Source organism: Mesorhizobium sp. WSM4817 (assembly GCF_055811135.1).
On the sequence record NZ_JBVVQQ010000006.1, the window covers coordinates 122,223 to 147,477 of the forward strand.

23 protein-coding genes are annotated in these 25,255 nt (G+C 63.2%); 5 read left to right on the forward strand and 18 right to left on the reverse strand.

The window, feature by feature from the left end; genetic code table 11:
• Positions 1-37 precede the first annotated feature (37 nt).
• A complete protein-coding gene (locus AC0L2K_RS11055) occupies positions 38-1,033 on the forward strand; it encodes an ABC transporter permease (RefSeq protein WP_023796946.1) in 996 nt (331 codons plus the stop codon).
• Positions 1,034-1,081: 48 nt separating this feature from the next.
• On the opposite strand, the gene phnN is transcribed toward AC0L2K_RS11055, so the two are convergent.
• The 9 genes from phnN to AC0L2K_RS11100 all read right to left on the reverse strand — a co-directional run bounded on the left by phnN (position 1,082) and on the right by AC0L2K_RS11100 (position 10,656).
• On the reverse strand, positions 1,082-1,711 hold the full coding sequence (phnN, locus tag AC0L2K_RS11060; protein WP_473531362.1) for a phosphonate metabolism protein/1,5-bisphosphokinase (PRPP-forming) PhnN: 630 nt from the start codon (positions 1,709-1,711) through the stop codon (positions 1,082-1,084).
• Entirely contained in the window at positions 1,708-2,847 is a 1,140-nt protein-coding gene (locus tag AC0L2K_RS11065) for an alpha-D-ribose 1-methylphosphonate 5-triphosphate diphosphatase (RefSeq protein WP_473531363.1), read from the reverse strand. The genes phnN and AC0L2K_RS11065 overlap by 4 nt, the downstream gene beginning before the upstream one ends.
• 90 nt (positions 2,848-2,937) lie before the next feature.
• Positions 2,938-3,645, reverse strand: coding sequence for a DUF1045 domain-containing protein (locus AC0L2K_RS11070; RefSeq protein ID WP_128244611.1), 708 nt, complete (start codon positions 3,643-3,645; stop codon positions 2,938-2,940).
• 152 nt (positions 3,646-3,797) lie between these two features.
• Positions 3,798-4,610 carry a 5-deoxy-glucuronate isomerase gene (iolB, locus tag AC0L2K_RS11075; protein ID WP_473531364.1) on the reverse strand — a complete coding sequence of 271 codons (813 nt, stop codon included), beginning with the start codon at positions 4,608-4,610 and terminating at the stop codon, positions 3,798-3,800.
• A gap of 6 nt (positions 4,611-4,616) precedes the next feature.
• The gene (locus AC0L2K_RS11080) at positions 4,617-4,835 is read right to left on the reverse strand and encodes a DUF3329 domain-containing protein (RefSeq protein WP_287051263.1); all 219 of its coding nucleotides are present in this window, start codon (positions 4,833-4,835) and stop codon (positions 4,617-4,619) included.
• Positions 4,836-4,883: 48 nt separating this feature from the next.
• Positions 4,884-5,801, reverse strand: coding sequence for a myo-inosose-2 dehydratase (gene iolE, locus AC0L2K_RS11085; protein ID WP_473531365.1), 918 nt, complete (start codon positions 5,799-5,801; stop codon positions 4,884-4,886).
• A 44-nt stretch (positions 5,802-5,845) separates the two neighbouring features.
• Positions 5,846-7,696: a 3D-(3,5/4)-trihydroxycyclohexane-1,2-dione acylhydrolase (decyclizing) gene (iolD, locus tag AC0L2K_RS11090; RefSeq protein WP_473531366.1), complete on the reverse strand. Its 1,851-nt coding sequence runs from the start codon at positions 7,694-7,696 to the stop codon at positions 5,846-5,848.
• 35 nt (positions 7,697-7,731) lie between these two features.
• Positions 7,732-9,666 carry a bifunctional 5-dehydro-2-deoxygluconokinase/5-dehydro-2-deoxyphosphogluconate aldolase gene (locus AC0L2K_RS11095; RefSeq protein ID WP_473531367.1) on the reverse strand — a complete coding sequence of 645 codons (1,935 nt, stop codon included), beginning with the start codon at positions 9,664-9,666 and terminating at the stop codon, positions 7,732-7,734.
• Positions 9,667-9,810: 144 nt separating this feature from the next.
• Entirely contained in the window at positions 9,811-10,656 is an 846-nt protein-coding gene (locus AC0L2K_RS11100; RefSeq protein ID WP_473531368.1) for a MurR/RpiR family transcriptional regulator, read from the reverse strand.
• 154 nt (positions 10,657-10,810) lie between these two features.
• On the opposite strand from AC0L2K_RS11100, the gene AC0L2K_RS11105 reads away from it, so the two are divergent.
• Entirely contained in the window at positions 10,811-11,920 is a 1,110-nt protein-coding gene (locus AC0L2K_RS11105; RefSeq protein WP_473531369.1) for a Gfo/Idh/MocA family protein, read from the forward strand.
• Between the two features lie 56 nt (positions 11,921-11,976).
• Here the strand turns inward: AC0L2K_RS11105 and AC0L2K_RS11110 are convergent, their stop codons facing one another.
• The 7 genes from AC0L2K_RS11110 to AC0L2K_RS11140 all read right to left on the reverse strand — a co-directional run bounded on the left by AC0L2K_RS11110 (position 11,977) and on the right by AC0L2K_RS11140 (position 19,590).
• On the reverse strand, positions 11,977-13,068 hold the full coding sequence (locus AC0L2K_RS11110; RefSeq protein ID WP_473531370.1) for a 3-deoxy-7-phosphoheptulonate synthase: 1,092 nt from the start codon (positions 13,066-13,068) through the stop codon (positions 11,977-11,979).
• Positions 13,069-13,295: 227 nt separating this feature from the next.
• Complete coding sequence (locus tag AC0L2K_RS11115; protein ID WP_473531371.1) at positions 13,296-14,090, reverse strand: SDR family oxidoreductase; 795 nt, start codon at positions 14,088-14,090, stop codon at positions 13,296-13,298.
• Positions 14,091-14,113: 23 nt separating this feature from the next.
• Positions 14,114-15,115, reverse strand: a complete 1,002-nt coding sequence (iolG, locus tag AC0L2K_RS11120) for an inositol 2-dehydrogenase (protein ID WP_473531372.1) — start codon at positions 15,113-15,115, stop codon at positions 14,114-14,116.
• A gap of 125 nt (positions 15,116-15,240) precedes the next feature.
• On the reverse strand, positions 15,241-16,008 hold the full coding sequence (locus AC0L2K_RS11125; RefSeq protein WP_128172835.1) for an ATP-binding cassette domain-containing protein: 768 nt from the start codon (positions 16,006-16,008) through the stop codon (positions 15,241-15,243).
• A gap of 2 nt (positions 16,009-16,010) precedes the next feature.
• The gene (locus AC0L2K_RS11130) at positions 16,011-17,087 is read right to left on the reverse strand and encodes an ABC transporter permease (protein ID WP_128168852.1); all 1,077 of its coding nucleotides are present in this window, start codon (positions 17,085-17,087) and stop codon (positions 16,011-16,013) included.
• 158 nt (positions 17,088-17,245) lie between these two features.
• The gene (locus AC0L2K_RS11135) at positions 17,246-18,187 is read right to left on the reverse strand and encodes a sugar ABC transporter substrate-binding protein (RefSeq protein WP_473531373.1); all 942 of its coding nucleotides are present in this window, start codon (positions 18,185-18,187) and stop codon (positions 17,246-17,248) included.
• Between the two features lie 371 nt (positions 18,188-18,558).
• On the reverse strand, positions 18,559-19,590 hold the full coding sequence (locus tag AC0L2K_RS11140; protein ID WP_023796930.1) for a LacI family DNA-binding transcriptional regulator: 1,032 nt from the start codon (positions 19,588-19,590) through the stop codon (positions 18,559-18,561).
• A gap of 165 nt (positions 19,591-19,755) precedes the next feature.
• On the opposite strand from AC0L2K_RS11140, the gene AC0L2K_RS11145 reads away from it, so the two are divergent.
• The 3 genes from AC0L2K_RS11145 to AC0L2K_RS11155 are packed head-to-tail and all read left to right on the forward strand — an operon-like array spanning position 19,756 to position 22,471.
• Positions 19,756-20,865, forward strand: coding sequence for a fatty acid desaturase family protein (locus tag AC0L2K_RS11145; RefSeq protein ID WP_128172837.1), 1,110 nt, complete (start codon positions 19,756-19,758; stop codon positions 20,863-20,865).
• Positions 20,866-20,921: 56 nt separating this feature from the next.
• Positions 20,922-21,236 carry a MocE family 2Fe-2S type ferredoxin gene (locus AC0L2K_RS11150; protein WP_023796929.1) on the forward strand — a complete coding sequence of 105 codons (315 nt, stop codon included), beginning with the start codon at positions 20,922-20,924 and terminating at the stop codon, positions 21,234-21,236.
• A 5-nt stretch (positions 21,237-21,241) separates the two neighbouring features.
• The gene (locus tag AC0L2K_RS11155) at positions 21,242-22,471 is read left to right on the forward strand and encodes an NAD(P)/FAD-dependent oxidoreductase (RefSeq protein WP_473531374.1); all 1,230 of its coding nucleotides are present in this window, start codon (positions 21,242-21,244) and stop codon (positions 22,469-22,471) included.
• 261 nt (positions 22,472-22,732) lie between these two features.
• On the opposite strand, the gene AC0L2K_RS11160 is transcribed toward AC0L2K_RS11155, so the two are convergent.
• Together AC0L2K_RS11160 and hslU are read right to left on the reverse strand one after the other, a co-directional pair.
• Positions 22,733-23,692, reverse strand: coding sequence for a DUF1402 family protein (locus AC0L2K_RS11160; RefSeq protein ID WP_023796927.1), 960 nt, complete (start codon positions 23,690-23,692; stop codon positions 22,733-22,735).
• Positions 23,693-23,937: 245 nt separating this feature from the next.
• Positions 23,938-25,251, reverse strand: a complete 1,314-nt coding sequence (gene hslU / locus AC0L2K_RS11165) for an ATP-dependent protease ATPase subunit HslU (RefSeq protein WP_023796926.1) — start codon at positions 25,249-25,251, stop codon at positions 23,938-23,940.
• Positions 25,252-25,255: the final 4 nt, after the last annotated feature.

Genomic DNA, 25,255 nt, shown 5'->3' on the forward strand with positions numbered 1-25,255 from the left:
TGCGGAACCTGCTTAGGCAGGCATTGGGGAGAAGACGATGAGCAAGAAAGATCTCGGCCTGCTGATCCTGATCCTTGTGGTCGGAGCGGTGGTGGCGATCATCAACCCGCGTTTCCTGCTGCCGATCAACCTCGCCAACACATCGAACCTGATCGGGCTGTTCGGCATCCTGGCGATCGGCCAGGCCTTCGTCATCATCACCGGCGGCATCGAATTATCGGTCGGCTCGGTGGTTGCGCTGCTCGGCGTCCTGTTCGTCGATTTCATCGCCACGCGCGGCATGGCATGGCCGGTGGCACTGCCGCTGATCCTGGTGCTTGGCGGCATCATCGGGCTGGCACATGGCTGGCTGATCACGCGGCTCAAATTGCAGCCTTTCGTGGTGACGCTGTGCGGCCTGTTGATCTATCGCGGCGTGGCGCGGTTCTACACAGCCGACGGCACGGCGGGCTTTGCCTTCGGACAGAATTTTCCGGAGCTCGAATTCCTGACCGCCGGGCGATCCTATGGCGTGCCGAACAGCTTTATCGCGCTGATCGTCATCGCCATCGTGATGTGGGTGGTGCTGCACCGTTCGGTGTTCGGTCGCTACCTCTACGCCATCGGCAAGAACGAGGAGGCGGCGAAATATTCGGGCATCCGCACCGGCCGCGTCGTCATGGCGGCCTATGTCATCTGCGGTGTGCTGACGGCGCTGTCGGCGATCTATTTCGCCATGTACACGCGCTCGATCTCGCCGGCCAGCCACGGCCAGTTCTACGAACTCTACGCCATTGCCGCAGCCGTGCTCGGCGGCTTCTCGCTGCGCGGCGGCGAAGGCTCGCTGCTCGGCGTGATCCTAGGCACGGTTCTGCTGCAGGAACTGCAAAACCTCGTCAACCTGCTCGGCATCCCGTCCTCGCTCAATTTCGCGGTGATGGGCGGCGTGATTTTGATCGGCGTGCTGGTCGACCAGCAATGGGGCGTGTACCGGGAGCGGCGGCTGATGCTGGAGGCAACCCGCAAGGGCGCGGCCGGCGCGGCAGCGGAGTAGCGGCTCCGCCTCTCCCTTCTCCCACAGAGGGAGAAGGTAAGAGGCGGCTTAAATCGTGCCCGACCGGTCGGAGAAGGCCATTGCCTTGCGCAGCACTTCGACAAAACGCTCGCCGGCCGCCTCGCGCTGGCCGCTATTGTCGATCGGGGTGACGCCTGACCCGGACAACGCCACATTGGCGCTGCGCGCCAGCCGCGCCAGCACTTCGCCGCGCGACTCGCGGCCGCGCATCGCCAGTCGCTCAGCCAGGATCTGCGGCGATGCGGTGATCTCGACGACAGCCAGATTGGCATAGCGATCACGCAGCGCCGGGATGATGGCGCGGGAGACATTGGCGATGGCGACGCGGCCATTGGCCACCGACCGGTCGACTTCAGCCGGGATGCCGTAGCGCAAGCCATGCGCCTCCCAGGAGATGGCGAAGGCGCCGTCCGCCTCAGCCTCGACGAAGGCCGCATCGGCCAGCGTGTCGTGATCCTCGCTTGCCGTGTCGCTCGGCCGGGTGATGACCCGGCGCACGAACTCCAACCGGGTCTCGTCGGCAAACAGTGACCGGGCATAGCCGATCACCGTGTCCTTGCCGGCGCCGCTCGGCCCGACGACAGCGACGAACACCCCGTCGCGGATCGGAAACGCCGCGGCGGACAATTCACGCTCGATCGACGCCGACACCATCACGCGACCCGACGTCCCTGCCGCCAGACCGTGCGGACAACCGGGACATGATCGTCAAGACGGACGCGAACCAGATCGGCGCGCCGGCCCTGCTCGATGACACCACGGTCGGCGAGGCCGACTGCCTCGGCCGGGTTCTTCGAAACCATCGCCACCGCCTGCGGCAGGGAGATGCCGTCGACAACGTCGCCGAGGAAAAACGCCGACTGGATCAGGCTGAAGGGGATGTAGTCGGACGACAATATGTCGAGCAAGCCTTCGCCGGCGAGTGTCCGGGCTGAAACATTGCCCGAATGCGAGGCGCCGCGCATGACGTTCGGGGCGCCCATCAGCACCCCGAGCCCTGCCGCCTTCGAAGCTTTTGCGGCCTCTTTGGTGGTCGGGAATTCGGCGACGCGGACGCCTTGTTCGATCGCCTCGTCGACATGGCCGGTCGTGGCGTCGTCATGGCTGGCCAGCACGATGCCGCGCTGATGGCAGGCAGCAGCGATGAAGGCGCGGTTCGCCCCAGAATTCGTCGCCGACTCCGCCATCCGCTTCTCACAAAATTGCTGGAATTCGCGATCCGTCAGCTTCAGCTTGCGCTGGTAGTAGTAGGCATAGGTTTCCAAATCGACGAACTGACGCTGTCCCGGTGCATGGTCCATCAGCGACGCCAGCTTGATCCTATCATCGCCGTCAAAATGCGCGAAGGCTGCGAGGCAATCCGGCGCCGAAACCTCGCAGCGCAGATGGATGAAATGGTCGGCCCGCAGCCGGTCCTGCTGGACGCTGTCCTCGATCGCATCGGCCAGCTTGCGCATGTCGGCCGAATTCATGTCGGCGTCGTCGTCCATGCCGACGCGCAAGGCATCGAGCACGGTGGTGATGCCGGCGGTCGCCACCTGCGCGTCGTGGGCGAGAACGGCGGCGATCGGGTTCCAGCGCACCTTCGGCCGCGGCGCGTAGTGACCCTCCAGGTGGTCGGTATGAAGCTCGACCAGCCCGGGAATGATGAAATCGCCGGCCATGTCCTCGCCGTTCCGGCCGGCGCCGGCATCGATCCCGGCGATCAAGCCGTCGCGCAGCAGGATCGAGCCTTCGACGATCTCGTCGGCAAGCACGATGCGGGCATTGTTGAGAACGGTCTCGACGGTCATTTCAGGCAGTCCTTGGAGCATTTGCGGCCAATTGAATCACCGATTGGGAATGAGTTGGCGTCGTACAAAAGCGGTTAAAACAAGTAGTTTTCAGGCAGTTTTTCTCACCGGGCGCCGCCCGAGCGCATGATGGGAAAGCACCATGAACGGGGCGCCAGGTTCGGTTTCGACAAACAGGGTCAGCGCGTCCACCGGCACCGGCCGTTGCAGGACTCCCGCAAACAGGCTGTCGATTGCTGCGCGAAGACGAGGGCTTTCCTGTGACGAGGCGCGGCCGGACAGCGTCATATGAAAGCGGAAGGTCTCGAAGACATAGGGGTAACCCCACTGGCAGAGATTGCGGAATTCAGCCGGCTTCAGCGAGTCAGGGCTGCGCCGTTCGATCTCAGCCTCGCTCAGCGGCGCGCGAAAACGGTCGAAGTCGCGCACGACGTCGTCGGCGAAGCGGTTGAGCGCCGGCAGTGGTCCTTCCGGCACCAGCGCGAAGAAGCCGTCGATCTGGCTGACGACCAGCCGTGGGATCGTCACCACCGGCGTCGTTTCGGCGAAATCGTCCAGTGCCGCGCGAAGCGCGGCTTCCGTTTCGTTCGAAGCCAGCCGGAAGGGCGCCTTCAGCGTCGCATGAAAGCCGTAGCGGCGCGCCGAAGCGGTATGGAAGGCGACTTCCGCCGGCGACAACTCGCCCACGGCCTCGACCGGCCTCGTGGCGGCGCCGAACGGGTCGCGGCCGAGCCAATTGGCGGCGATCCGCGCCAGCGGTTCGTCCTGCCGGGGGGTGAAATAGATAGCGTAGCGCATCGAAAGTCCTCGTCAACTCCCGCTGCCATAGGCGATTTGCATGACGAAATGACGAAGCTGATGATCGCTCCTGATAACAAACTTGTTCAGGCGGGTCATTAGCCGACGATTTTTTCGCCTTGGGCCAGTTGCCGACCCGGACGGGCAGCGCCTCAGGCCTTCATCAGCCATTCGTGCTCGGGCGCGTTGTGGAATTTCCACGTCCGCTTCGGCCCGGCCATGACGTTGAGGTAGTAGAGGTCGTAGCCATGGCAGGCGGCGCAAGGGTGATAACCCTTGGGCACCAGCACGACGTCGCCGTCCTCGATCGCCATCGCCTCGTCGAGCGAACGAGCCCCGTTCCGGTCGGCATCGGTGTAGACGCGCTGGAAGGCAAAGCCCTGCGGCGGATTGAGGCGGTGGTAATAGGTCTCCTCGAGATAGGACTCGGCCGGCAGATTGTCCTGATCATGCTTGTGCGGTGGGTAGCTCGACGTGTGGCCGCCAGGCGTGATGACCTCGACCACCAGCAATGAATCGGCCGGCTTGCCTTCCGGCAGGATGTTGGTGACATAGCGCGTGTTGGTGCCCTTGCCGCGAACCTCCTGGCCGAGATCTTTTGGCGCAATGACGCGGACCGGCAGGCCGCCGCCGAGCCCCGGCGCCGAGCAGACCGCGAGTTCGAGACGGGTGTCGGCGGTCACCGACCAGTCAGAGCCCTGCGGCACATAGATCGACCACGGCTTGCCTTCGAAGGGCGACATGCGTTCGCCGAGCAGGCCGAGATCGTTGCCGCCAGCCTTGGCCTTGCCCTTGCCGGTGACGAACACCAGACAGACTTCACGGCTCGCGGTTTGTCCGGAGACGGTCTCGCCGGGCCGCAATCGATGCAGATCGAAACCGACATAGGTCCAGCCGGCGTTTTGCGGCGTCACATGGGCGACGCGGCCATGGCCCTTATCGGCTTTGACGAGCAGTTTCGACATCTTGGCTCATTCCTTTGGTTCGGTGTCGGCCGAACCCTTGCCGCCGTCGGCCGGCTTGTAGAGATAGAAGAACTGCCAGACGGCATAGCCGGCGAAGCCGAGCGCGATCGTGCCCCAGAACGGCGCGCCGGTGGCAAACTCGACCACGGCCCAGACCAGGCAGACGGCGACGATGGCAACGCGCCGCCACAGCGGCCGGAAGAACGGATGCTCGGAGTCCTTCATCGGATCAGCCCCCGCATCGGATCGCCCCGTCGCCGGGAATAGACTCGCTCAAGCATTGGGGAAGCCCTGTGTTTCCACCGTATAGCCGGCGGCCGTCATCACCCGCATCAACTCCTTATAGCCGACTTGCGCCATCTTGAGCGGCGGATTCTTCTTCGGGTCCTGCTCAGCCTCGACCACGAACCAGCCTTCATAGCCGTAGTTCGCCAGCCTTTCCACAATGGCACCAAAATCCAGCGACCCGTCGCCCGGCACCGTGAAGGCGCCGAGCGCTACGGCATCGAGGAAGGATTGCTTCTGGCGATCGAGTTTTTCGATGACGTCCATGCGCACGTCCTTGACATGGACATGGTTGATGCGCCGGTGATGATTGTCGATGGCGCGCAGCACGTCACCGCCGGCAAAAGCCAGATGGCCGGCATCGAGCAGCAGTGGAATGCCTTCTCCCGAATGACGCATGAAGGCGTCGAGCTCCGGCTCGGTCTCGACGACCGCCGCCATATGATGGTGATAGGAGAGCGGCATGCCTTGCTCGGCGCACCATTCGCCGAATTGGGTGAGGCGCCTCGCATAGGCCTTCATCTCGTCGTCCGAAAGCCTCGGCTTGGTGGCGAGCGGCTTTGAGCGGTCACCCTGGATGGAGCGGCCGACCTCGCCATAGACGATGCAGGGCGCGTCCACCGCCTTGAACAGATCAATCATCGGCTGGATGCGATCCTTATTCCTGGCCATGTCTTCGTCGACCAGAGTACCGGAGAACCAGCCGCCGCAGAGCGTCACGTCGGCCTTCTTCAGGATCGGCAGCATGATTTTCGGATCACTGGGAAAACGGCGGCCCATTTCCATGCCGGTGAAGCCCGCCGAGCGCGACTGCGCCAAGCATTCCTCCAGCGACACGTCATCGCTGAGTTCCGCAAGATCGTCGTTCCACCATGCAATGGGGGACATGCCCAGTTTGGCTTTCAAGTCGTCACTCCAATGTCAGTTCGTTCAATTTTCATTCGCCGACATCAATCACCAACACTCTGCATCCGCCGCTTTTCTTCATAGGCTTTGCGTGCGGCATTGACCTGCGGCCGCGAAGAAACTTCCGGCACGGCGACATCCCACCAATGGCCGCCGACATCGGTCGACACCAGTGGGTCGGTGTCGATGACCAGTACCGTCGTCTTGCTATTGTCTTTCGCTTTTGCCAGCGCCGTTTCCAACCCGGCGATCGACGAAACTTTCTCGGCGATGGCGCCGAGGCTTGCCGCATGCGCGGCGAAGTCGATGTCGGGCATAATCTCGTGGCGGGCGTCCTTCAGCAGATTGTTGAAATTGGCGCCGCCGGTTGCCATCTGCAGCCGGTTGATGCAGCCATAGCCCCTGTTGTCGAGCAGCACGATGGTCAGCTTGAGGCCGAGCATGACCGAGGTTGCGATCTCGGAATTGAGCATCAGATAGGAGCCGTCGCCGATCATGACGACGACCTCTTCGTCGGGCTTCGCCATCTTGACGCCGAGCCCGCCAGCGATCTCGTAGCCCATGGTCGAGAAGCCGTATTCGGCGTGGTAGGAGCCGGGCGCGCCCGCCTGCCAGAGCTTGTGCAATTCGCCGGGCAGGCCGCCGGCGGCATGAAGCAATATCACGTCGGAGCCCATGGCGCGCTGCACGGCGCCGATCACCTGCGCGTCCGACGGGTAGGCGGCATTGGTCGAGGCCGTCACCTTGCCGGCTTCGGCCTGCCATTCTTTCTTCCCGCTGGCCGCATTATCGGTCCAGGCAGCCGGCGCCTGCCAGCCATTCAGCGCCGCGCCGAGTTCGGCCAGCCCTTCCGCCGCATCGGCGACCAGCGGCAACGCCTGGTGCTTGCCCGCGTCGAAAGGCTGGACGTTCAGCCCGATGATGGTCTTGCCGGAATTCTTGAACAGCGCCCACGAGCCGGTGGTGAAATCCTGCAGCCTGGTGCCGACGGCAAGCACGACATCGGCTTCTTCAGCCAGCCGGTTGGCCGCCGAAGTGCCGGTGACGCCGACCGCCGCCATGTTGAGCGGATGATCGTCCGGCAGCGAGGATTTGCCGCCCTGCGTCTCGCAGACCGGGATGCCGGCGCCTTGCGCCAGCTTCGCCAGTTCGCCGGAAGCCTGCGAATAAAGCACGCCGCCGCCGGCAATCACCAAGGGCTTTGTTGCGGCCTTCAGCGCCGCCACCGCGGCCGCCAATTCCCCACGGTCCGGACGCGGCCGGCGCTGATGCCAGACCCGTTCGGCAAAGAAGCTCTCGGGGTAATCAAAGGCCTCAGCCTGCACGTCCTGGCAGAGCGCCAAGGTCACCGGTCCGCATTCGGCCGGATCGGTCAGCACCTGCATGGCACGGTTGAGCGCCGGGATGATCTGCTCGGGCCGGGTGATGCGGTCGAAATAGCGCGACACCGGGCGGAAGCAGTCGTTGACCGTCGCCGTTCCGTCGGAAAAATCCTCTGCCTGTTGCAGCACGGGATCGGGGATACGATTGGCGAAGACGTCGCCGGGGAGAAACAGGACGGGCAACCTGTTTACATGCGCAAGTGCCGCCGCCGTCACCATGTTGAGCGCGCCGGGGCCGATCGAACTGGTTGCCGCCATGAACCGGCGACGGAAATTGGCCTTGGCATAGGCGATCGCCGCATGCGCCATGGCCTGTTCGTTGTGGGCGCGAAACGTCGGCAATTCGTCGCGCACCTGATAAAGCGCCTCGCCGATGCCGGCGACATTGCCGTGGCCGAAGATCGCCCAGACGCCGCCGAAGATCGGCATTTTCCTGCCGTCGATCTCGGTCATCTGGCAGCCGAGAAAGCGGGTCAGCGCCTGCGCCATCGTCAGGCGGATTGTCTTGGTCATGTTGTTTTCCTCCGCAGTCCTTATGCCGCGCCTTCTTATGCTGCTTTGCGGCCGCGCGCGGCAAGCCATGCCTCGGTCAGCCTCTCGAAGCGCGACGCCATGTCGGCCACCGCCTCCTCGTCCGACATCTTGCCGGCAAGCCATTGTTCGGCCGCGTTGATGAAGATGGTGCGACCGACGGCGAAGCCCTTGACGATGGGCGCCTTGGCGGTGGCGGCAAAGGCCGCTTCCAGTTCGTCCGGCGGCGCTTCGAGGCCGAGCAGCACAACCCCGCGGCACCACGGATCGTTCTTCAGGATCACCGCTTCGATCTTCGCCCAGGCCCCGGCTGAGGCCTGCGGTTCAAGCTTCCACCAGTCGGGCTTGATATCAAGCGCATAGAGTTCCTGCAGCGCCCGCGGGATCGTCGTGTCGTCGAGCTCGCCGTGCTTGCCGGCGATGATCTCGATGAGAAGTTCTCTGCCTACTTTCCGCGCGGCCCCGAACAGGCTTTTGAGCTTCTGCTGCTGCTCGGTCTTCAGCGCCTCCGGGTCGTCGGGGTGGTAGAAGCACAGGCACTTGATGCAATGGTCGACCGGCCACTCGATCAGTTGCGAGCCGATATCCTGAGAGAATTCGAAACGAAGCGGCCGCGATCCGGGCAATTCGACTGGCCGGCCAAGCCAGGCGAAAGGATGGCGGGCGAATTCGAACATCGCCTCGCGGCCGTATTTTTCGTCGAGCAGCATGCCGTAGCCGGCGCGGCCGGCGGCAATCTTTGCCGCCGCCTTGACCGTCAGCACCTTGAAATCATGGATGCGCGACGGGTCGGCGCCTGTCTTCGCGGCAACATCGTCAAGCTGGATACGGTGATCGCAGGCCAGCGCCATCAGCGATGGAATGTCGCGCCGGCGCGTCGTCGCCCAATGGATATGGTTGATCGCCTCGTCCTTGCGCAGCGCCAGATGCCTGCTGCCGTTCTTCAGGAAGAACTGCAATTCCTCGAAGGTCGGGTATTCCGGCGCACAGAGCAGCCGCGACACGGCGAAGGCGCCGCAGGCGTTGGCCCAGGTCGCTGCCGTCTCCAGGCTCTCCTCGCCGAGCCAGCCGCGCAAAAAACCCGACATGAAGGCATCGCCGGCGCCGAGCACGTTGTAGACCTCGATCGGAAAACCCTTGCCAACGATGCCGTCCTCGAGGTCGTCGCTGATCGGCCCGTCATAGACGATGCAGCCCATGGCGCCGCGCTTCAAGACGATCGTGGCCTTGGACAGCGAGCGGATCGTCTTCAACGCATTCAGGCAATCATCGGCACCGGAGGCGATCATGATCTCTTCTTCGGTGCCGACGATCAGGTCGCAGTCGGGCAGCACTGTCTTCAGCTGGGCGGAGACCCGGTCGGATTTCACATAGCGCTCGAAGCCTTCGGCATGGCCGGCAAGGCCCCACAGATTAGGGCGGTAGTCGATGTCGAACACCACCTTGCCGCCCGTGGCCTTGATGGCACGGATCGCCTTGCGCTGCGCGGCGTCGCTGCTGGGCCGCGAAAAATGCGTGCCGGTGACGACGATGGCGCGTGCCGAGGTGATGAACGCCTCGTCGATGTCGTCTTCCGAAAGCGCCATGTCGGCGCAGTCGGTGCGATAGAAGATCATCGGCGACACGCCCTCGTCCTCGACCGACAGCAGCACCAGCGCGGTCAGCCGGTCCGGATCGGTCCTGAGGCCGTCAACCGAAACCCCTTCGCGCGTCAACTGCTCGCGGATGAAGCGGCCCATCTGCTCGTCGCCGACGCGGGTGAGCAGCGCCGAGCGCAGGCCGAGCCTCGCCGTGCCGACCGAAATGTTGGCCGGACAGCCGCCGACCGACTTGGCAAAGGAGGTGATGTCCTCCAGGCGCGAGCCGATCTGCTGGCCGTAGAGGTCGACGGAGGCGCGGCCAATGGTGATAACGTCGAGCGGCGCATGTTTCGCGTCCACGGCTTCGCCCATTCGAACCTCCCATCAGCCTTGTTGTCTTGGTAACACATTGTTTGGGTAACACGCGCGAGTGGCAGCGTGGCGCCGGAAATATGAAATAATAATTCCAATCCATAGTCAAGATGGAACGAGCGTTCCTTTGCTGAAAAGTGGTCCCTAGGTCTTGCGTTTGCGGCCTGCATCGCGGCGCTTCTCGCCAACCGCGACGGTCAGCGCCATGGCCAGCGCCATCGTTGCCGACAGCGAGCGGAAGCCGGCGAAATCGGCCTCGGCGACCTCGAACCAGACTCTGGCGAACTGGGCGAGCGGGGAAAAGGAACTGTCGGTGATCGCTACGATCGGAACGCCTTGCTCCGAGATGACGCGCGCCTCCTCAATGGTCGCCGGGGCATAAGGCGAGAAACTGATGGCGATGACGGCATCCCTGGGCGAGGCAAAGCTGATCATCTCGGCGTTGAGGCCGGCGGCTGATTCGATCAGCTGGTTGCGGATCTTGAGCTTGCCCAGCGCATAGGCGATGTAGGAGGCGACCGGATAGGAGCGGCGCTTGGCCAGCACATAAATCGTCTCCGCCTTCGCCAGCAAGGCGATGGCAGCTTCGAAATGGTCTTCGTTCAACCTGTCTGAAATATCGTTGAGCGAGGTGCTCGCCGCGGCGACGAAGCCGTCGAAAATCGCCCGGTGACCGGCGCCTTCCTCGGCCTTGGCGCGCAATGCCGCCAGCCTTTCATCATAAGACGAATTGCGCTCGCGCAGGCGCTCACGAAACACCAGTTGCAGGCTGGTGAAGCCGTCGAAGCCGAGCTGCTGGGCGAAGCGGATCAAGGTCGAAGGCTGGACGCCGGCGGAGGCGGCGATGCTGGCGGCGGTGCCGAAGGCAATATCGTCGGGATTGTCGAGCGCATAGGCGGCGATCTGCGCGATGCGCTTGGGCAGGCTCTGGCGCCGTTCCAGGATCGTCGTACGCAGCGTCTCGAAATCGCGGGGCACCCGTTCGTCCATAGTCGCTCCGCCCAGGTCCATCAGTCGATGCCGTGTGATGCCCCATCATAGCGAGCCTGTGCAAGAAGGCCATAAAAAATGAGCCATGCGTTCCATTTCTGGAAAAAATGGACTAATTCATCCACACAACCTTTCTGGCAGCGGAGACAAGGAAATGGTCGGAGTCGGTCTTATCGGCACGGGGTTCATGGGCAAGTGCCATTCCATTGCCTGGAACGCGGTCGGCACCGTCTTTCCCGACGTGGCCAAGCCAAGGCTGGTCCATCTCGGCGAGGTCGATGACGACCTTGCCAAGCGCCGGGCGGCCGAGTTCGGCTTCGCCAAGGGCTCCGGCGACTGGCGCGCCGTCGTCGATGACCCGGACGTCGATATCGTCTCGCTGACCACGCCGAACCAGTTCCACCCGGAGATGGCCATCGCCATCCTCGAAGCCGGCAAGCATCTGTGGTGCGAAAAACCGATGGCGCCGAGTTTTTCCGAGGCGCAAGCCATGGCGGCCGCGGCCAAAAAGTCCGGCAAGGTGGCCGCGCTCGGCTACAACTACATCCAGAATCCGGTCATCCGCCATATCGGTGCGCTGCTCGACGAAAAGATCATCGGTGAAATCAATCATCTGCGCATCGAGATGGACGAGGATTTCATGGCCGACCCGGAGGCGCTGTTCTTCTGGAAGCACGAGGCGGCGTCCGGTTACGGCGCCCTCGACGATTTCGCCGTGCATCCGCTGTCGCTGGTCTCGGTGCTGTTCGGCCGCGTCGCCCGCGTCATGTGCGACATGGCGAAACCCTATGCCGATCGCCGCGTCGCATCAGGCGGGCGCCGCGCGGTCGAGACCTACGACATCGCCAGCGTGCTGATGCATCTCGAAAACGGCATTGCCGGCACGCTGCTGGTCAACCGTTCGGCCTGGGGCCGCAAGGGCCGGATCGCCATCCAGATCTTCGGCTCGAAGGGCTCGATCCTGTACGACCAGGAGCGGATGAACGAGTTCCAGCTTTACCTGACAGCCGACCGCCCGACCGAGCAAGGCTATCGCACCATCCTGGTGGCGCCGCACCACAAGCCCTACGACGCCTTCCTGCCGGCGCCCGGCCACGGTCTCGGTTTCAACGACCTCAAGATCATCGAATGCCGCGAGCTGCTGACCAGGCTGGCCGGCAAGCCGGCGCGCATCATCGATTTCGACGAAGGCCTTGAGATCGAGCGCACGGTGCACGCAATGGCGCGCTCGTTCGAGGAGCAGCGCTGGGTGGCGGTGCGGTAGAGGCTGCTTCCAGCCGGCCGCCGGCCGCGCTTTCGCGGCCAACGGCGTCAGCTGTCTCAAGCGGCGCCTGGACGGCTGGCGACCAGGGCGCGTCGCGCCGATCGGCGCTGCTCGACGGCGTCGGCAAGGCCGTACAGCACCGTCTCGGTGGTCGCCCAGTCGATGCAGCTATCGGTGATGCTCTTGCCATAGATGAGCGGCTTGCCGGGCGTGACTTCCTGCCGGCCGGCGACGAGATTGCTCTCGATCATGACGCCGATGATGCGCTCGTCGCCTGCCGCGACCTGGCCCGCCACGTCGGCGGCGACCTTCGGCTGGTTCTCGGGCTTCTTGTTGCTGTTGGCGTGGCTGACATCGATCATCAACCGTGGCGCGACACCGATCCGGGCGAGTTCCGCACTGGCGGCGGCGACGCTTGCCGCGTCATAATTGGGCTGAATGCCGCCGCGAAGGATGACGTGGCAGTCCTCATTGCCGGTGGTCGTCGCGATGGCGCTGCGCCCGCCCTTCGTCACCGCCATGAAATGATGCGGCTGGGCGGCGGACTTCACCGCCTCGGCGGCGATCCGCAAATTGCCGTCGGTGCCGTTCTTGAAGCCGACCGGGCAGGACAGGCCGGATGCGAGTTCGCGATGGATCTGGCTCTCCGTCGTGCGCGCGCCGATCGCGCCCCAGGCGACGAGGTCGGCAATGTATTGCGGGGTGGCCATGTCGAGGAATTCGGTCGCCGCCGGAAGGCCAAGATTGTTGACCGCGGAGAGCACGTTGCGGGCCATCCGCAGGCCTTTGTCGATGTTGAAGCTGCCGTCGAGGTCGGGATCGTTGATCAGGCCCTTCCAGCCGACGGTCGTGCGCGGTTTCTCGAAATACACGCGCATCACGATCTCCAGCCGGTCCGACAGGCTCTCGCGCAGCGCCACCAGCCGGCTGGCATAGTCGACGGCAGCGATCGGGTCGTGGATCGAACAGGGGCCGACGACGACGACCAGCCGATCGTCGGCGCCGGTCAGCACGGCATGGATAGCGTTGCGTGACGCAGCAACGGTGCGCGTCGCCGTCAGCGTGCGCGGTATCTCCCGCATCACGTCGTCCGGCGTACTCAGCTCTCGGATTTCCTTGACCCGAAGATCATCTGTGGTGGTCAACACGGCTTTCTGCTCCTGGTTGGGAGACCTGCCGGCTGAAACAAAAAAGCCGCCAGGTCTGGCGGCTGTTCGGATGTTGTTGCTGCAATCTTCAGATCGAGCGCAATCCTCCCGCCGCCAGCGAGCTGCCGTAGCTAAAGTACCAGAACGAGGCGGTCAGGTGGATCATGCCAGCCCTATAGCCGAAGCCAGGGTGCTTGTCACGTTCAGATGACGCTACTCAGATGACGCTATTCCGGCGAAGACCCTGCAATGGTTTGGTCGTAGTCGACCAGCGAGCCGGTCATGACGCCGGACTGCGAGCTGATCATATAGCTGATCAGCCGGGCAAGCTGCGCCGGCTTCACCAACTGGCCCATCGGCTGCGCTGCCGCGGCCTTTTCCAGCCAGTCGTCCGGCGCGTCGTGCCATTTCTTCTGCACGATCGCCTCGCCCTCGGTATCCATCCAGCCGGGCAGCACGGCGTTGCAGCGGATGCGATTGCTGCGATAGGCATTGGCGACATTCTTGGTCAGCGTCGCCAGTGCGCCCTTGCTCGACGAGTAGGGCGCCAGGAACGACTGGCCGCAATGCGCCGACATCGAAAGCACGTTGACGATCGAGCCAAGCGCCTTGCGGTCGAGCAGATGCGCCACCACACCCTGCATCAGGAAGAAGGGGCCGCGCACATTGGTCTGGAAGATCTGGTCAAAAAGATCCTCGGAGGTCTCAACCAGTGAGCCGCGGGCCGAGGTGGCGGCGGCGTTGACCAGCGCATTGACGGTGCCGAAATGAGCGATCGCGGTTTCGACGACCCGCTTGCAATCGGCCACCACCGAGACGTCGGCGCTGATGAAAATGGCCTCGACGCCGTCTTTCGCAAGTGCGGCGACCGCCTTGTCGCCCTTCTCCCTGGAACGGCCGACCAGCGCCAGGGCGCGGCAGCCCTCGTCGGCCAGCGCCTCGGCGACGGCGAAGCCGATGCCTTGCGCGCCGCCGGTGACGATGGCGCGTGTTTGTGAATTTCGACCGGCGGAACCGTTCATCGCCTTGCTCCTGTGCTTGATGGTCAGACTGTCTTGTCGAGGCGGACGGCCTTGCCTTCCGTCGCCGATTTCAGCGCCGCGTCCGCCAGCCGCAGCGCGACGAGCCCGTCCCCACCGCTCGGCGCCGCCTTGTTGCCCGACGTCGCCGCCGCGATGAAGGCGGCGATCTCGTTGGCATAGGCGTCGAGGTAGCGGGTCATGAAGAAGTCGTGCAGCGGCGGGCGCGTATAGCCCTTTTCATTGGCCAGCTCGATCGACACCGGCCGCTGGTTCTCGGCCGCAACCATGCCTTTCGAGCCATGCACCTCGATGCGCTGGTCGTAGCCATAGGTGGCGCGTCGCGAATTGGAGATGATGCACTGCTTGCCGGAGGCGGTTTCGAGGATGACGCTGACGCTGTCGAAGTCGCCGGCCTCGCCGATCTTTTTGTCGACCAGCACCGAGGCGTGGGCGCTGACCGCCACCGGCTCCTCGCCGAGCAGGAAGCGCGCCATGTCGAAATCATGGATGGTCATGTCGCGGAAGATGCCGCCCGAGCGGCCGATGTAGTCGAGCGGCGGCGGGCCGGGATCGCGCGAGGTGATGGTCACCATCTCGACCGTGCCGATGGCGCCGTCGTCGATCGCCTTGCGCACGGCGGCGAAATGCGGATCGAAGCGGCGGTTGAAGCCGACCATCAAAGTGGCGCCGGCCTTGTCGACCACGGCCAGGCATTCTTCCACTCGGCCGGCGTCGAGGTCGATCGGCTTCTCACAGAAGATCGCCTTGCCGGCCTTGGCGAACCGCTCGATCAGATCGGCATGGGTGTCGGTCGGCGTGCAGATAATGACCGCATCGATATCCCCGGCTTTTTCGATGGCGTCGATGCTGCGCACTTCCGCGCCATAGGCCGACGCCAGATCGGTCGCCGCCTTCTCGAAGGCATCGGCAACTGCGACCAGCCTGGCCTGCGGATTGGAACCGACGGCGCGGGCGTGGACCTTGCCGATGCGGCCGGCACCGAGAAGAGCGAAGCGGAGAGACATGGAAATTTCCTTTGGGATGGTTCGAAATGGAAGTGCGTCTTTACTGAACCGTTCAGGGCAAGGCGCAGTAGATTTTCTTACTGCAGCTGATCGGCGACGGGCCGATGACCCGCCGCGCATCCGCCCTAAGCCGCAAGTTCCGCCTCCCCGGTTTTGGCGCCGGTGATGTATGAGACGATGTCGTTGCCGTCGGTGTCATGCTTGCGCAGGTTGGCGACGATGCGGCCGCGCCGGAACACGACGATGCGGTCGACCAGGTCGAACACCTGGCGCATGTTGTGGCTGATCAGGATCAGCGGCTCGCCATTGGCTTTCAGCGTGCGGATGATGTTTTCTACCTGCGTCGTCTCCTGCACACCAAGTGCAGCCGTCGGCTCATCCATGATGATGAGCTTGGATGCGAAAGTCGCGGTTCTGGCGATTGCCACGCACTGGCGCTGGCCGCCCGACATGTGGCGGATGGTGTTGGAAAGATTGGGAATCTTCACCGCCGTGCGGATCAGCGCTGCCTCGGTCGCCTTGCGCATGAACTTGCGATCGAGGATCGAGAAAGGCCCGAGATTGAACAGCACCTTTTCGCGGCCGAGAAACAGGTTCGACGGCACGTCGAGATCGTCGGCAAGCGCCAGGTTCTGGAACACGGTCTCGATGCCCGCCTCGCGCGCCGCGATCGGTCCGGCGAAGTTGACTTCCTTGCCGTCGAACCAGATCTTGCCGCTGGTGCGCTGCTCGACGGCGGTGATCTGGCGCACGAAGGTCGATTTTCCGGCGCCATTGTCACCCATGATGGCGACATGCTCGCCCTTGCGCAGTTCGAAATTCGCGCTTTCGAGCGCATGCACGCCGCCATAGTATTTGGTCAGGTTTTCGGTCTTCAGGACGATGTCTGACATGGTCAAGCCCTCATTGCCCGCAGGCGCTGGCGCCACTGGTCGAGAACGACTGCGCCGATGATGATCACGCCCTTGACCATCTCCTGGTAGTAGGCGTCGAGGCGCAGGAAGGTGAAGCCGGAGATGATGACGCCGAAGATCAGCGCACCGATCACCGTGCCGATGATCGAACCGCGGCCGCCCGACAGCGAGACGCCGCCGATGACCGCCATGGCGATCGCGTCCAGTTCGTACATCACGCCCATGCCGGCCTGAGCAGTGAGGTTCTTGGAGCTCAGCACCACGGCGGCTAGCGCGGCGAGGATACCGGCAATGACGAAGACGAGGATCTTGTGGTTCTTGACATTTATGCCGGACATGCGCGCGGCGTCCTCGTTGGAGCCGATGGCATAACAGTGCTTGCCGTATCTGGTGTATGACAGGATCAGCTGGAACAAAATCGCCAGCGATATGAAGATGATGACCGGCATCAGCCCCTTGCCGATGGCGGCGAAACTCTCGGTGGGAAACGAGATCGGCTGCCCCTTGGACCACCATTTGGCGACACCGCGCGCGGTGACCATCATGCCGAGCGTGGCGATGAACGGCGGAATGCGGGTATAGGCGACCAGCGTGCCGTTGATCAGGCCAGCCAGCAGGCCGCAGCCGATCGCGACAAGCACCGGCACGATCACCGGCAGGTCGGTCCAGCCCTGCTCGATGAACATCGCCTTGGGGTTCGGGTTGCCGTTGACCGTCGCCACCTGGGCGAAGCTCATGGCGATCATCGCCGTGGCGCCGACGATCGAACCAGAGGAGAGGTCGATGCCGCCGGAAATGATCACCTGCGTCACGCCGATGGCGATGATGCCGACGATCGACACCTGCAGGATGATGATCTGCAGGCGCGCCTCGTTGAAGATCGTATCGACGTTGGCGCGGGTGTTGAACAGGAAGCTGTCGCCAAGAAAGACGCGGCCTATCAGCTCGAAGGCGCCGACCAGGATGATGAGCGCCAGGAAAACGTTGAATTCGGCAGGCCATGTCCGCTTTTTCGCATCATAGCTCAGTCCACCGACGCCATGGGTTGTCTGTGTCAACTTTTGCTTCCTCCATCAGCTGCAGTCGCCCTCCCGCCGCTTGTTTCGGCGATGAGGGAAAAGAGGGAGCGGCGCTGCTTTTTGTTCTTAAAGCGTCGGATTTCCAAAAACCGGTCCGATCCTCTGCCGCGCCGCTCCTATCGAGAACGCTCCTCTGCTCAATTCTTCTGCAGGAACTTGTCGATGTTTGCCGGCGTGACCAGCTGGAAGGGGATGTAGACCTTCTGCTCAACCGCCTCGCCCTTGGAAAGCTTGAGCGCCGCGTCCAGCGCCCCGGCGCCTTGGCCGGCCGCGTCCTGGAACACGGTGACGTCGAGATCGCCCGCCTGCATCGCGGCAAGCGCGTCCTGGGTGGCGTCCACACCGCCGACGACAACCGACTTCATGTCGATGTTGGCAGCTTTCATGGCCTGGATGGCGCCGATGGCGCTCTCGTCATTGTTGGCGATCACGCCATCGAACGGCGCGCCGGTCGACAGCCAGTTGGTCATCAGGTTCTGTGCTTCCTCGCGTTTCCAGTTCGACGTCTGCTTGTCGATGATCTTGATGAAGCTGCATTCGGGAGTGGCGATCACATCGTCAATGTCCTTGGTGCGCTGCACCGCGGCCTGGTTCGACAGTTCGCCCATGATCACATAGACATTGGCCTCGGTCTTGCCGGCTTCCTTGAACAGCCGGCAGACTTCCTGGGTCTCGAGAGTGCCTGACTCAACCTCGTTCGAGGCAACGAAAGCCTGGTTGTCCGGCAGCGTGTCGACATTGACCGGCTCGCGGTTGACATAGACCAGCGGAACGTTGGCCGCAGCGGCGGCATCCGACATTGCCTGGGTGGCCGAGGTGTCGACTGGATTGACGACAATCGCGTCGACGCCCGAGGCGACGAAGTTCTTGATCTGGTCGAGTTGCTTGGCGACGTCGTTCTGCGCGTCCTCGACCTGCAGTTCGACGGCTTCCATGCCTTTGGCCTGCTCAATCATGCCGTTGCGCAGCACGGTGAGAAAATTGTCGTCGAACAGCGCCATCGACACGCCGATTTTGGCAGCGAGGGCGGACGAGCTCATCAGCGCCAGGAATGCGGCGCCCAACAGCAGCTTTTTCATTCTATTTCTCCTCCACAGAATTGGTGTCCGGCTGCACCGATCTACCCGGAATCCCCGATCTCCCAGGGAATCTCTCCCGATTGCTTCTCCGTTTTCCGATGGCGATTTCCGCGTTGGCTGGAACGCCAAGCCCTCCGTTGAAACAGATGTTCCGGAACGAAAGAACCAAAATACCTAGTTGGTGAAATATTTATTCCATTCTACTGGCGGGCGTCAAGGAGATTCCGAAAGCGGCTGCCGGTTTTTTCGGACAACGCGGCTGAGGGTCGGCAAACCTTCTGCAAGAATCCATCAGGCTGATGGTTCACATCACTGCCGACGTCCCGATCTAAACAGGATGTCTTGGCTGAGCCCAGATCTTCTGCCCGAGCCTAGATGTTTTCCGGCAGATAGATGTCGAAGGGCAGGAAGGTCTGGCCCGGCGCATTGGCGGCGCCTGCCTCGATGGCATGCACCATCAGCCCGACAAGTTCGCGGCATAGTGCTGCCAGCGGCGTCGAAATCACCATGGTCAGGATGTTGTCGGCGAGCGCCGCGCGCGATTCGGCGTTGATCTCGTTGCAGACGACCACTGGCATGTTTGCCGGCCTGGCCGCCCTTAGCGCGGAAACCGCGCCTTCCATGCCGCCGCCAGCGACATAGCAGCCGGCCAGATCCGGGTACCGCGCCAGAAGATCGATCATTGCATCATGGGTCACCTGGTTGGCTTCCAGGTTGACCAGCGTCTCCATCACCGTGAATTCCGGCGCATGCTCGCGGAAAAACGATCTGAAGCCGATCTCGCGCAGCTCATGGCCATGGAAGCGATGGCTGCCGACGAAAAGGGCGACCTTGCCGGGCTTTCTCGCCGCTCTGGCGATCATCCAGGCCGCGGTACGACCGACTTTGCGGTTGTCGAGGCCGACATAGCCCTCGCGGATGCCGGCTGCAAAGTCGGATAGCAGGGAGAAGACGGGTTGCCCCCTCGCCTTCAGGGTCTCGACGGCTGCCGTCAGCGTCGGATGGTCCGGACCGACAAGGGCGACTGCCCTGGATTTCGCCGCCAGCTTGCGCATCTGCGCGGCGATCTCGTCGGGGGCCAGCGAACTGGCGAAATCGATGGTTGCGACGCCGCGGAAGCGCTGCGATTGCGAAACAGCCAGTTCGATCTCGCGGGCGAAATCGCTGTAGAAAACATCATTGCCCCTCAGCAGCAGAAAGCCGAGCCGGTATTCCGGCAGTTCCTGGCGCATCCGCTGCTTGATCAGCCCGGCGGCGTGGTAGCCGATGCTGGTGGCGGCCTCATAGACGCGGCGCGCGGTTTCCTCGCGCACCGGCAGGCGATTGTTCAGCACCCGATCGACGGTGGCGACGCTGACCCCCGAAATACGCGCCAGATCGGTGATGGTCGGCCGTTTTGCCATACGCTTCCTGCCTGATTGCCTGGCATAGGCTATACATCATTCTGATGGGAAATGATAGAAACTATCTTCATGATGTTGAGCCTATCACGGCTTGGCGTTATTTTAGGGCATAAGCACCTGTGGCAGAGGCACCCGTTCCGACGGATGCCGACGGAGGCAGCCTCAATGGAAGCGACACTATCCGCAATGCCGTCCCGGCGAGACTACAGCCTGCTCGGCCGCGACGCGAAACGCGCCGTCGAGACCGGCCTGGCGGCGGCCGAATGGTATCATACCGACGTGCCCCGCAAGCAGATGAAGGAGCTGATGCAGCGCTCCGATGGGCCGGCGATCCGCGACACCATCATCTGGCTCTCCGCCCTGGTCGTGAGCGGCGCCGGCGGCGCCTGGTTCTGGGGCACATTGTGGTGCGTGCCGTTCTTCTTCGTCTATGGCGTGCTCTACGGCTCTTCCACTGATTCACGCTGGCACGAATGCGGCCACGGCACCGCCTTCAGGACGCAGTGGATGAATGATGCGGTCTATCAGATCGCCTGCTTCATGATCATGCGCAACCCGGTGACCTGGCGCTGGAGCCATACACGGCATCACACTGACACGGTCATCGTTGGCCGCGATCCGGAGATCGCGGTGATGCGCCCGCCGGACCTGTTGCGCGTCGTGCTCAATTTCTTCGGCATTGTCGATGCCTGGCATGCCATGGCCGACATGGTGCGCAACGCGGCCGGTATCATCAGCCCGGCGGAAAAGACCTTCATTCCCGAGCAGGAGCAGCCAAAGGCGATCCGCATTGCCCGCATCTGGACCGCGATCTATGCCGCGACAATCGCGCTGGCGCTTTATGGCGGCTCGTTCCTGCCCTTGATGCTGGTCGGTCTGCCCAGGCTTTACGGCGCCTGGCATCATGTCATGACCGGCCTGCTGCAGCACGGCGGCCTCGCCGAAAATGTCATCGACCATCGCCTCAACAGCCGCACGGTCCACATGAACCCGATCAGCCGCTTCATCTACTGGAACATGAACTACCACGTCGAGCACCACATGTTCCCGATGGTGCCCTACCACGCGCTGCCGAGGCTGCATGAGCTGATCAAGCACGACCTGCCGGCGCCGACGCCATCGATCCTGGCCGGCTATCGCGAGATGGTGCCTGCCTTCCTGCGCCAGCTGCGCAATGAAGACTATTTCCTCAAGCGCGAACTGCCGCCGACCGCCAAGCCTTATCGCGAGGAATTCCACAACGATAACGACGCCGTCGCGGCAGCAGCCGAATGATTTGCGCGCCTGTGCCGGGGCATGTTGACCAAGAAAAATTCTGCCCGGGAGGACCAATGAGCGACTGGGTCGAGGCCTGTGGTGCCGATGACATCGACGAAGAGGACGTGATGCGGTTCGACCATGACGGCCGCACCTTCGCCATCTATCGCAGTCCCGACGACGAATATTTCGCGACGGACGGCCTTTGCACGCATGAGAAGGTGCATCTGGCCGACGGGTTGGTGATGGACGACATCATCGAATGCCCGAAGCACAATGGCCGCTTCAATTACAAGACCGGTGCAGCCAGGGGCGCGCCGGTCTGCGTCAATCTCAGGACCTATCCGGTCAAGCTCGACGCCGGCAAAATCCTCATTCAGATAGGGTGACGGTGATGGCGAAAGGAATGCTCATCATCGGCGCCGGCGAATGCGGCGGGCGGGCTGCCCTGGCGCTGCGCGATCTCGGCTATGATGGCCCGGTGACGCTGGTAGGCGACGAGCCGCATCTGCCCTATGAGCGGCCGCCGCTGTCGAAGGACGCGATGGCCGGCGATGCGCCGGTGATCAAGGCGATCGCCAGCGATGAGATCCTGGCCGAGAGATCGATAAGGCATATCCATTCGGTTCAGGCGGTGGCGATCGACCGCGCTGCTCATGTCGTGCGCCTGTCGGACGGCTCGGCGCTGCCATACGACAAATTGCTGCTGGCGACCGGTTCCCTGCCGCGCAGACTGCCAATGCCGGGCCTCGGGCCGCGTTGTGCCTATCTCCGGACCTTCAACGACGCGCTGGCAATTCGAGCCCATCTCCGCGCCGGAAACCGCATCGCCATCATTGGCGGCGGCTTCATCGGTCTTGAGCTCGCCGCCGCAGCACGCAGACTGGGCGCAGTTGTCACCGTCATCGAGGCGCAGCCGCGCATCCTGATGCGCGGCGTGCCGGCCGAGATCGCCAAGATCGTCCACGAGGCGCATGAAGCCGAAGGCGTCAAAATCCTGTGCGGCGACGCAATCGCCGCGATTGCCGATGACGGCGCCGAGGTGAGCATCGCGCTTGCCGGCGGGCAGGACATCGTCGCCGACCTGGCGGTGATCGGCATCGGCGCTGTGCCGGTGACCGGACTTGCCGCAGAAGCGGGCCTGACGATCGACAACGGCATAGCCGTCGATGCCGAGCTTCGCACCAGCGATCCGGATATCTTTGCCGCCGGCGATTGCTGCTCGTTTCCGCTTGCCGTCTATGGCGGCCGGCGCGTGCGGCTGGAGGCCTGGCGCAACGCGCAGGAGCAGGGCGCGATTGCGGCCAGCAACATGCTTGGCGCCGGTGAGGCCCACTCGGCTGTGCCATGGTTCTGGTCGGATCAGTACGGCCTGACCTTGCAGATATCTGGGCTGTCGGACGAGGGCAGCAAGGTCGTGCGCCGCGACCTCGACGACGGCGCCTTCATCCTGTTTCACCTGGCGCAAGACGGCAGGCTGGTCGCGGCGAGCGGAATCGGTCCGGGCAATTCTGTCGCCCGCGACATCAGGCTGGCCGAGATGCTGATCGCAAAAAGGGCAAAGCCGGCGCCTGAGGCGCTCGGTTCGCAAACGATCAAGCTGAAGTCGCTGCTGGCGGCGTGAGCCCGGTCCGTGCCGATTGTCGAAAGCAGGCGCCGCCCCTCATTGCCCTGCCGGGCATTTCTCCCCGTAAACGGGGAGAAAGAAGCTGGCCGCGAACCTGGCGTTCTTTCTGCAACCCTGGGCGATTGGCGAAATCCTTTGCGAAGGCGTCCTTCTCCCCGTCGCTATACGGGGAGACGTGCCCGGCAGGGCGATGAGGGGCAGCGCAAACGCCGAAGAGGCGACTTCGATTTCAGCTCGAAGGCCAGATCTCAACACCCACTAAAACAGCGCGTTGAGCTCCGGCAGTTTGTCGTTGACCAGCCAGCCATAGTAATTTTCCTCAGGCAGCTTCTCCGGTTCGCCCGCGGCGCGGCGCCTGTCGTTTTCGGCCTTCAGCGCATGGGCGCGCTGCTCAGGATTGCCGACATTGTAGAGCGTCGATGTGATGCCGGGATTGCCCGATATGTCGAAGCCGGCAATGCTCTGATAGGCATCGATCGATTTCCGGATCGTCGCCGCGACATAGTCCAAGGTCAGGTCCGGATCCATGATGGTCTTGTAGACCGCGTTCGGATCGCCGACGTCGAGCTTCGGCAGGCCGGACACCTGGTGCACGAGATCGCTCATCTGCAAGGCGGTCAGCGGATTGAGCTGGCCCAGGCCAAAAGTCTGGCCGGCATAATAGGGCTGGAAGAAAGTCGCGCCGAAGCGGTCGTCGGGGAAGCTCTCACCGCCGACAGTTTTGCCGCGAAAGGAAAGGTTCCACACCTGCTCGCGGCATTCCCAGAGCTCGTAACTATCCGATTTGCCGACGCATTCCTGGAATTGCGGCCGTTGCACGAAATCGGTGATGTCCTCGCCTTCGTAGGCGAAGGACAGCTTGCTCGACAGATAGGAGATCGCCTTGACGTAGTAGGTCTGCAGCCGGTCGTAGGCGTCGACATTGTAGGTGTGCTCGCCGACGATGGCGCCGACGATATGCATAGGATCGATGCCATAGGTCGCTGCTGCCTGCTCGATCTTGCCGCGAAGACCGGCGTCGTGCTGCAGCAGCGCATAGACCTTGCGGTATTTCGACTGGAAGGTGGTGTTGGTGGCCTGGGTGCGCCGGCTTGAGGCGCCCGGTATGTTGGGCTGCTCGACATGACTGTTGCCCGGCGGCACCATGGTCGCCGCTTCGGCGGCGAACATGGCTGTCGCCAGCGTCAGCCCGAGAGTGACGAGGATCGTTTTTTTCATGCGCCGCCGCCTGCAACAACGCATGACCCTCGGAACCGATTTTCGGGGGTCATGCGCAGAACCAACTGTACAGCGTCCTTTGCGCATCCAAAAAGCTGCGCGGCGCTGGTGTTGCCGGCAAACTAGGTAAAGCTGCAACGGGAGTCGAGAGCCCCGTCGCCCGGCAAGACAAAAGCTGGCCAGATGCTTCCATTTGGCCACACGTGCCGGCTCCGCCGGTCCGACTCTTGCGGATGGATCGCCTGCTACAGGATGAATCGCGACAGATCCGTGTTTCTCGACAGATCGCCGACATGCTTCTCCACATAGGCGGCGTCGACTGTCACCGACGTGCCGTGGCGGTCCGGCGCGTCATAGGAGATCTCGTCCAGCACCCGCTCCATCACCGTCTGCAGCCGCCTGGCGCCGATGTTCTCGACGCTGGCGTTGAGATCGACGGCGATGCCGGCCAGTGAATCGATGGCGTCGTCGGTGAAGACGAGATCGACGCCCTCGGTCTTCATCAGCGCGATGTACTGCTTGATCAGGCTGGCCTCGGTCTCGGTCAGGATGCGCACGAAATCGTCCTTCTCCAGCGCACGCAGCTCGACGCGGATCGGCAGACGGCCCTGCAGTTCGGGCAGCAGGTCGGATGGCTTGGCAACGTGGAACGCGCCCGATGCGATGAACAGGATGTGATCCGTCTTCACCGGTCCGTATTTGGTCGCGACCGTGGTGCCTTCGACAAGCGGCAGCAGGTCGCGCTGCACGCCTTCGCGGGAAACACCGGCGCCCATGCCGCCTTCGCGCGAGGCGATCTTGTCGATCTCGTCGAGGAAGACGATGCCGTCGTTTTCGGTCGATTCGAGCGCCCTGCGCACCACCTCGTCCTGGTCGAGCAGCTTGTCGGACTCGTCGCCGACCAGCACCGCGTAGGATTCCTTCACTGTCGTCTTGCGGGTCTTGGTCTTCTGGCCGCCCATCGCTTTCGACAGCATGTCGTTGATGTTCAACACGCCGATATTGGCGCCCGGCATGCCGGGTATCTCGAAGCCGGGCATGCCGCCAGTGCCGGTATCGCTCACTTCGATCTCGATCTCCTTGTCGTCGAGCTCGCCGTCGCGCAGCTTTTTGCGGAAACTGTCGCGCGTCGCCGGGCTCGCCGTCTTGCCGACGAGCGCTTCGAGCACGCGTTCCTCGGCATTGATATGGGCACGCGCCTTGACGTCCTCGCGCATCTTCTCGCGCACCAGGCCGATGGCGATCTCGACCAGGTCGCGGATGATCTGCTCGACGTCGCGGCCGACATAGCCGACCTCGGTGAACTTGGTCGCCTCGACCTTGACGAACGGCGCACCGGCAAGGCGCGCCAGGCGGCGCGATATCTCGGTCTTGCCGACGCCGGTTGGGCCAATCATCAGGATGTTCTTCGGCATCACCTCTTCACGCATCTGGCCTTCGAGCTGCTGGCGGCGCCAGCGGTTGCGCAAGGCGATGGCCACGGCGCGCTTGGCGTCCTTCTGGCCGATGATGAAGCGATCGAGTTCCGAAACGATTTCGCGGGGCGAGAATGTGGTCATATCG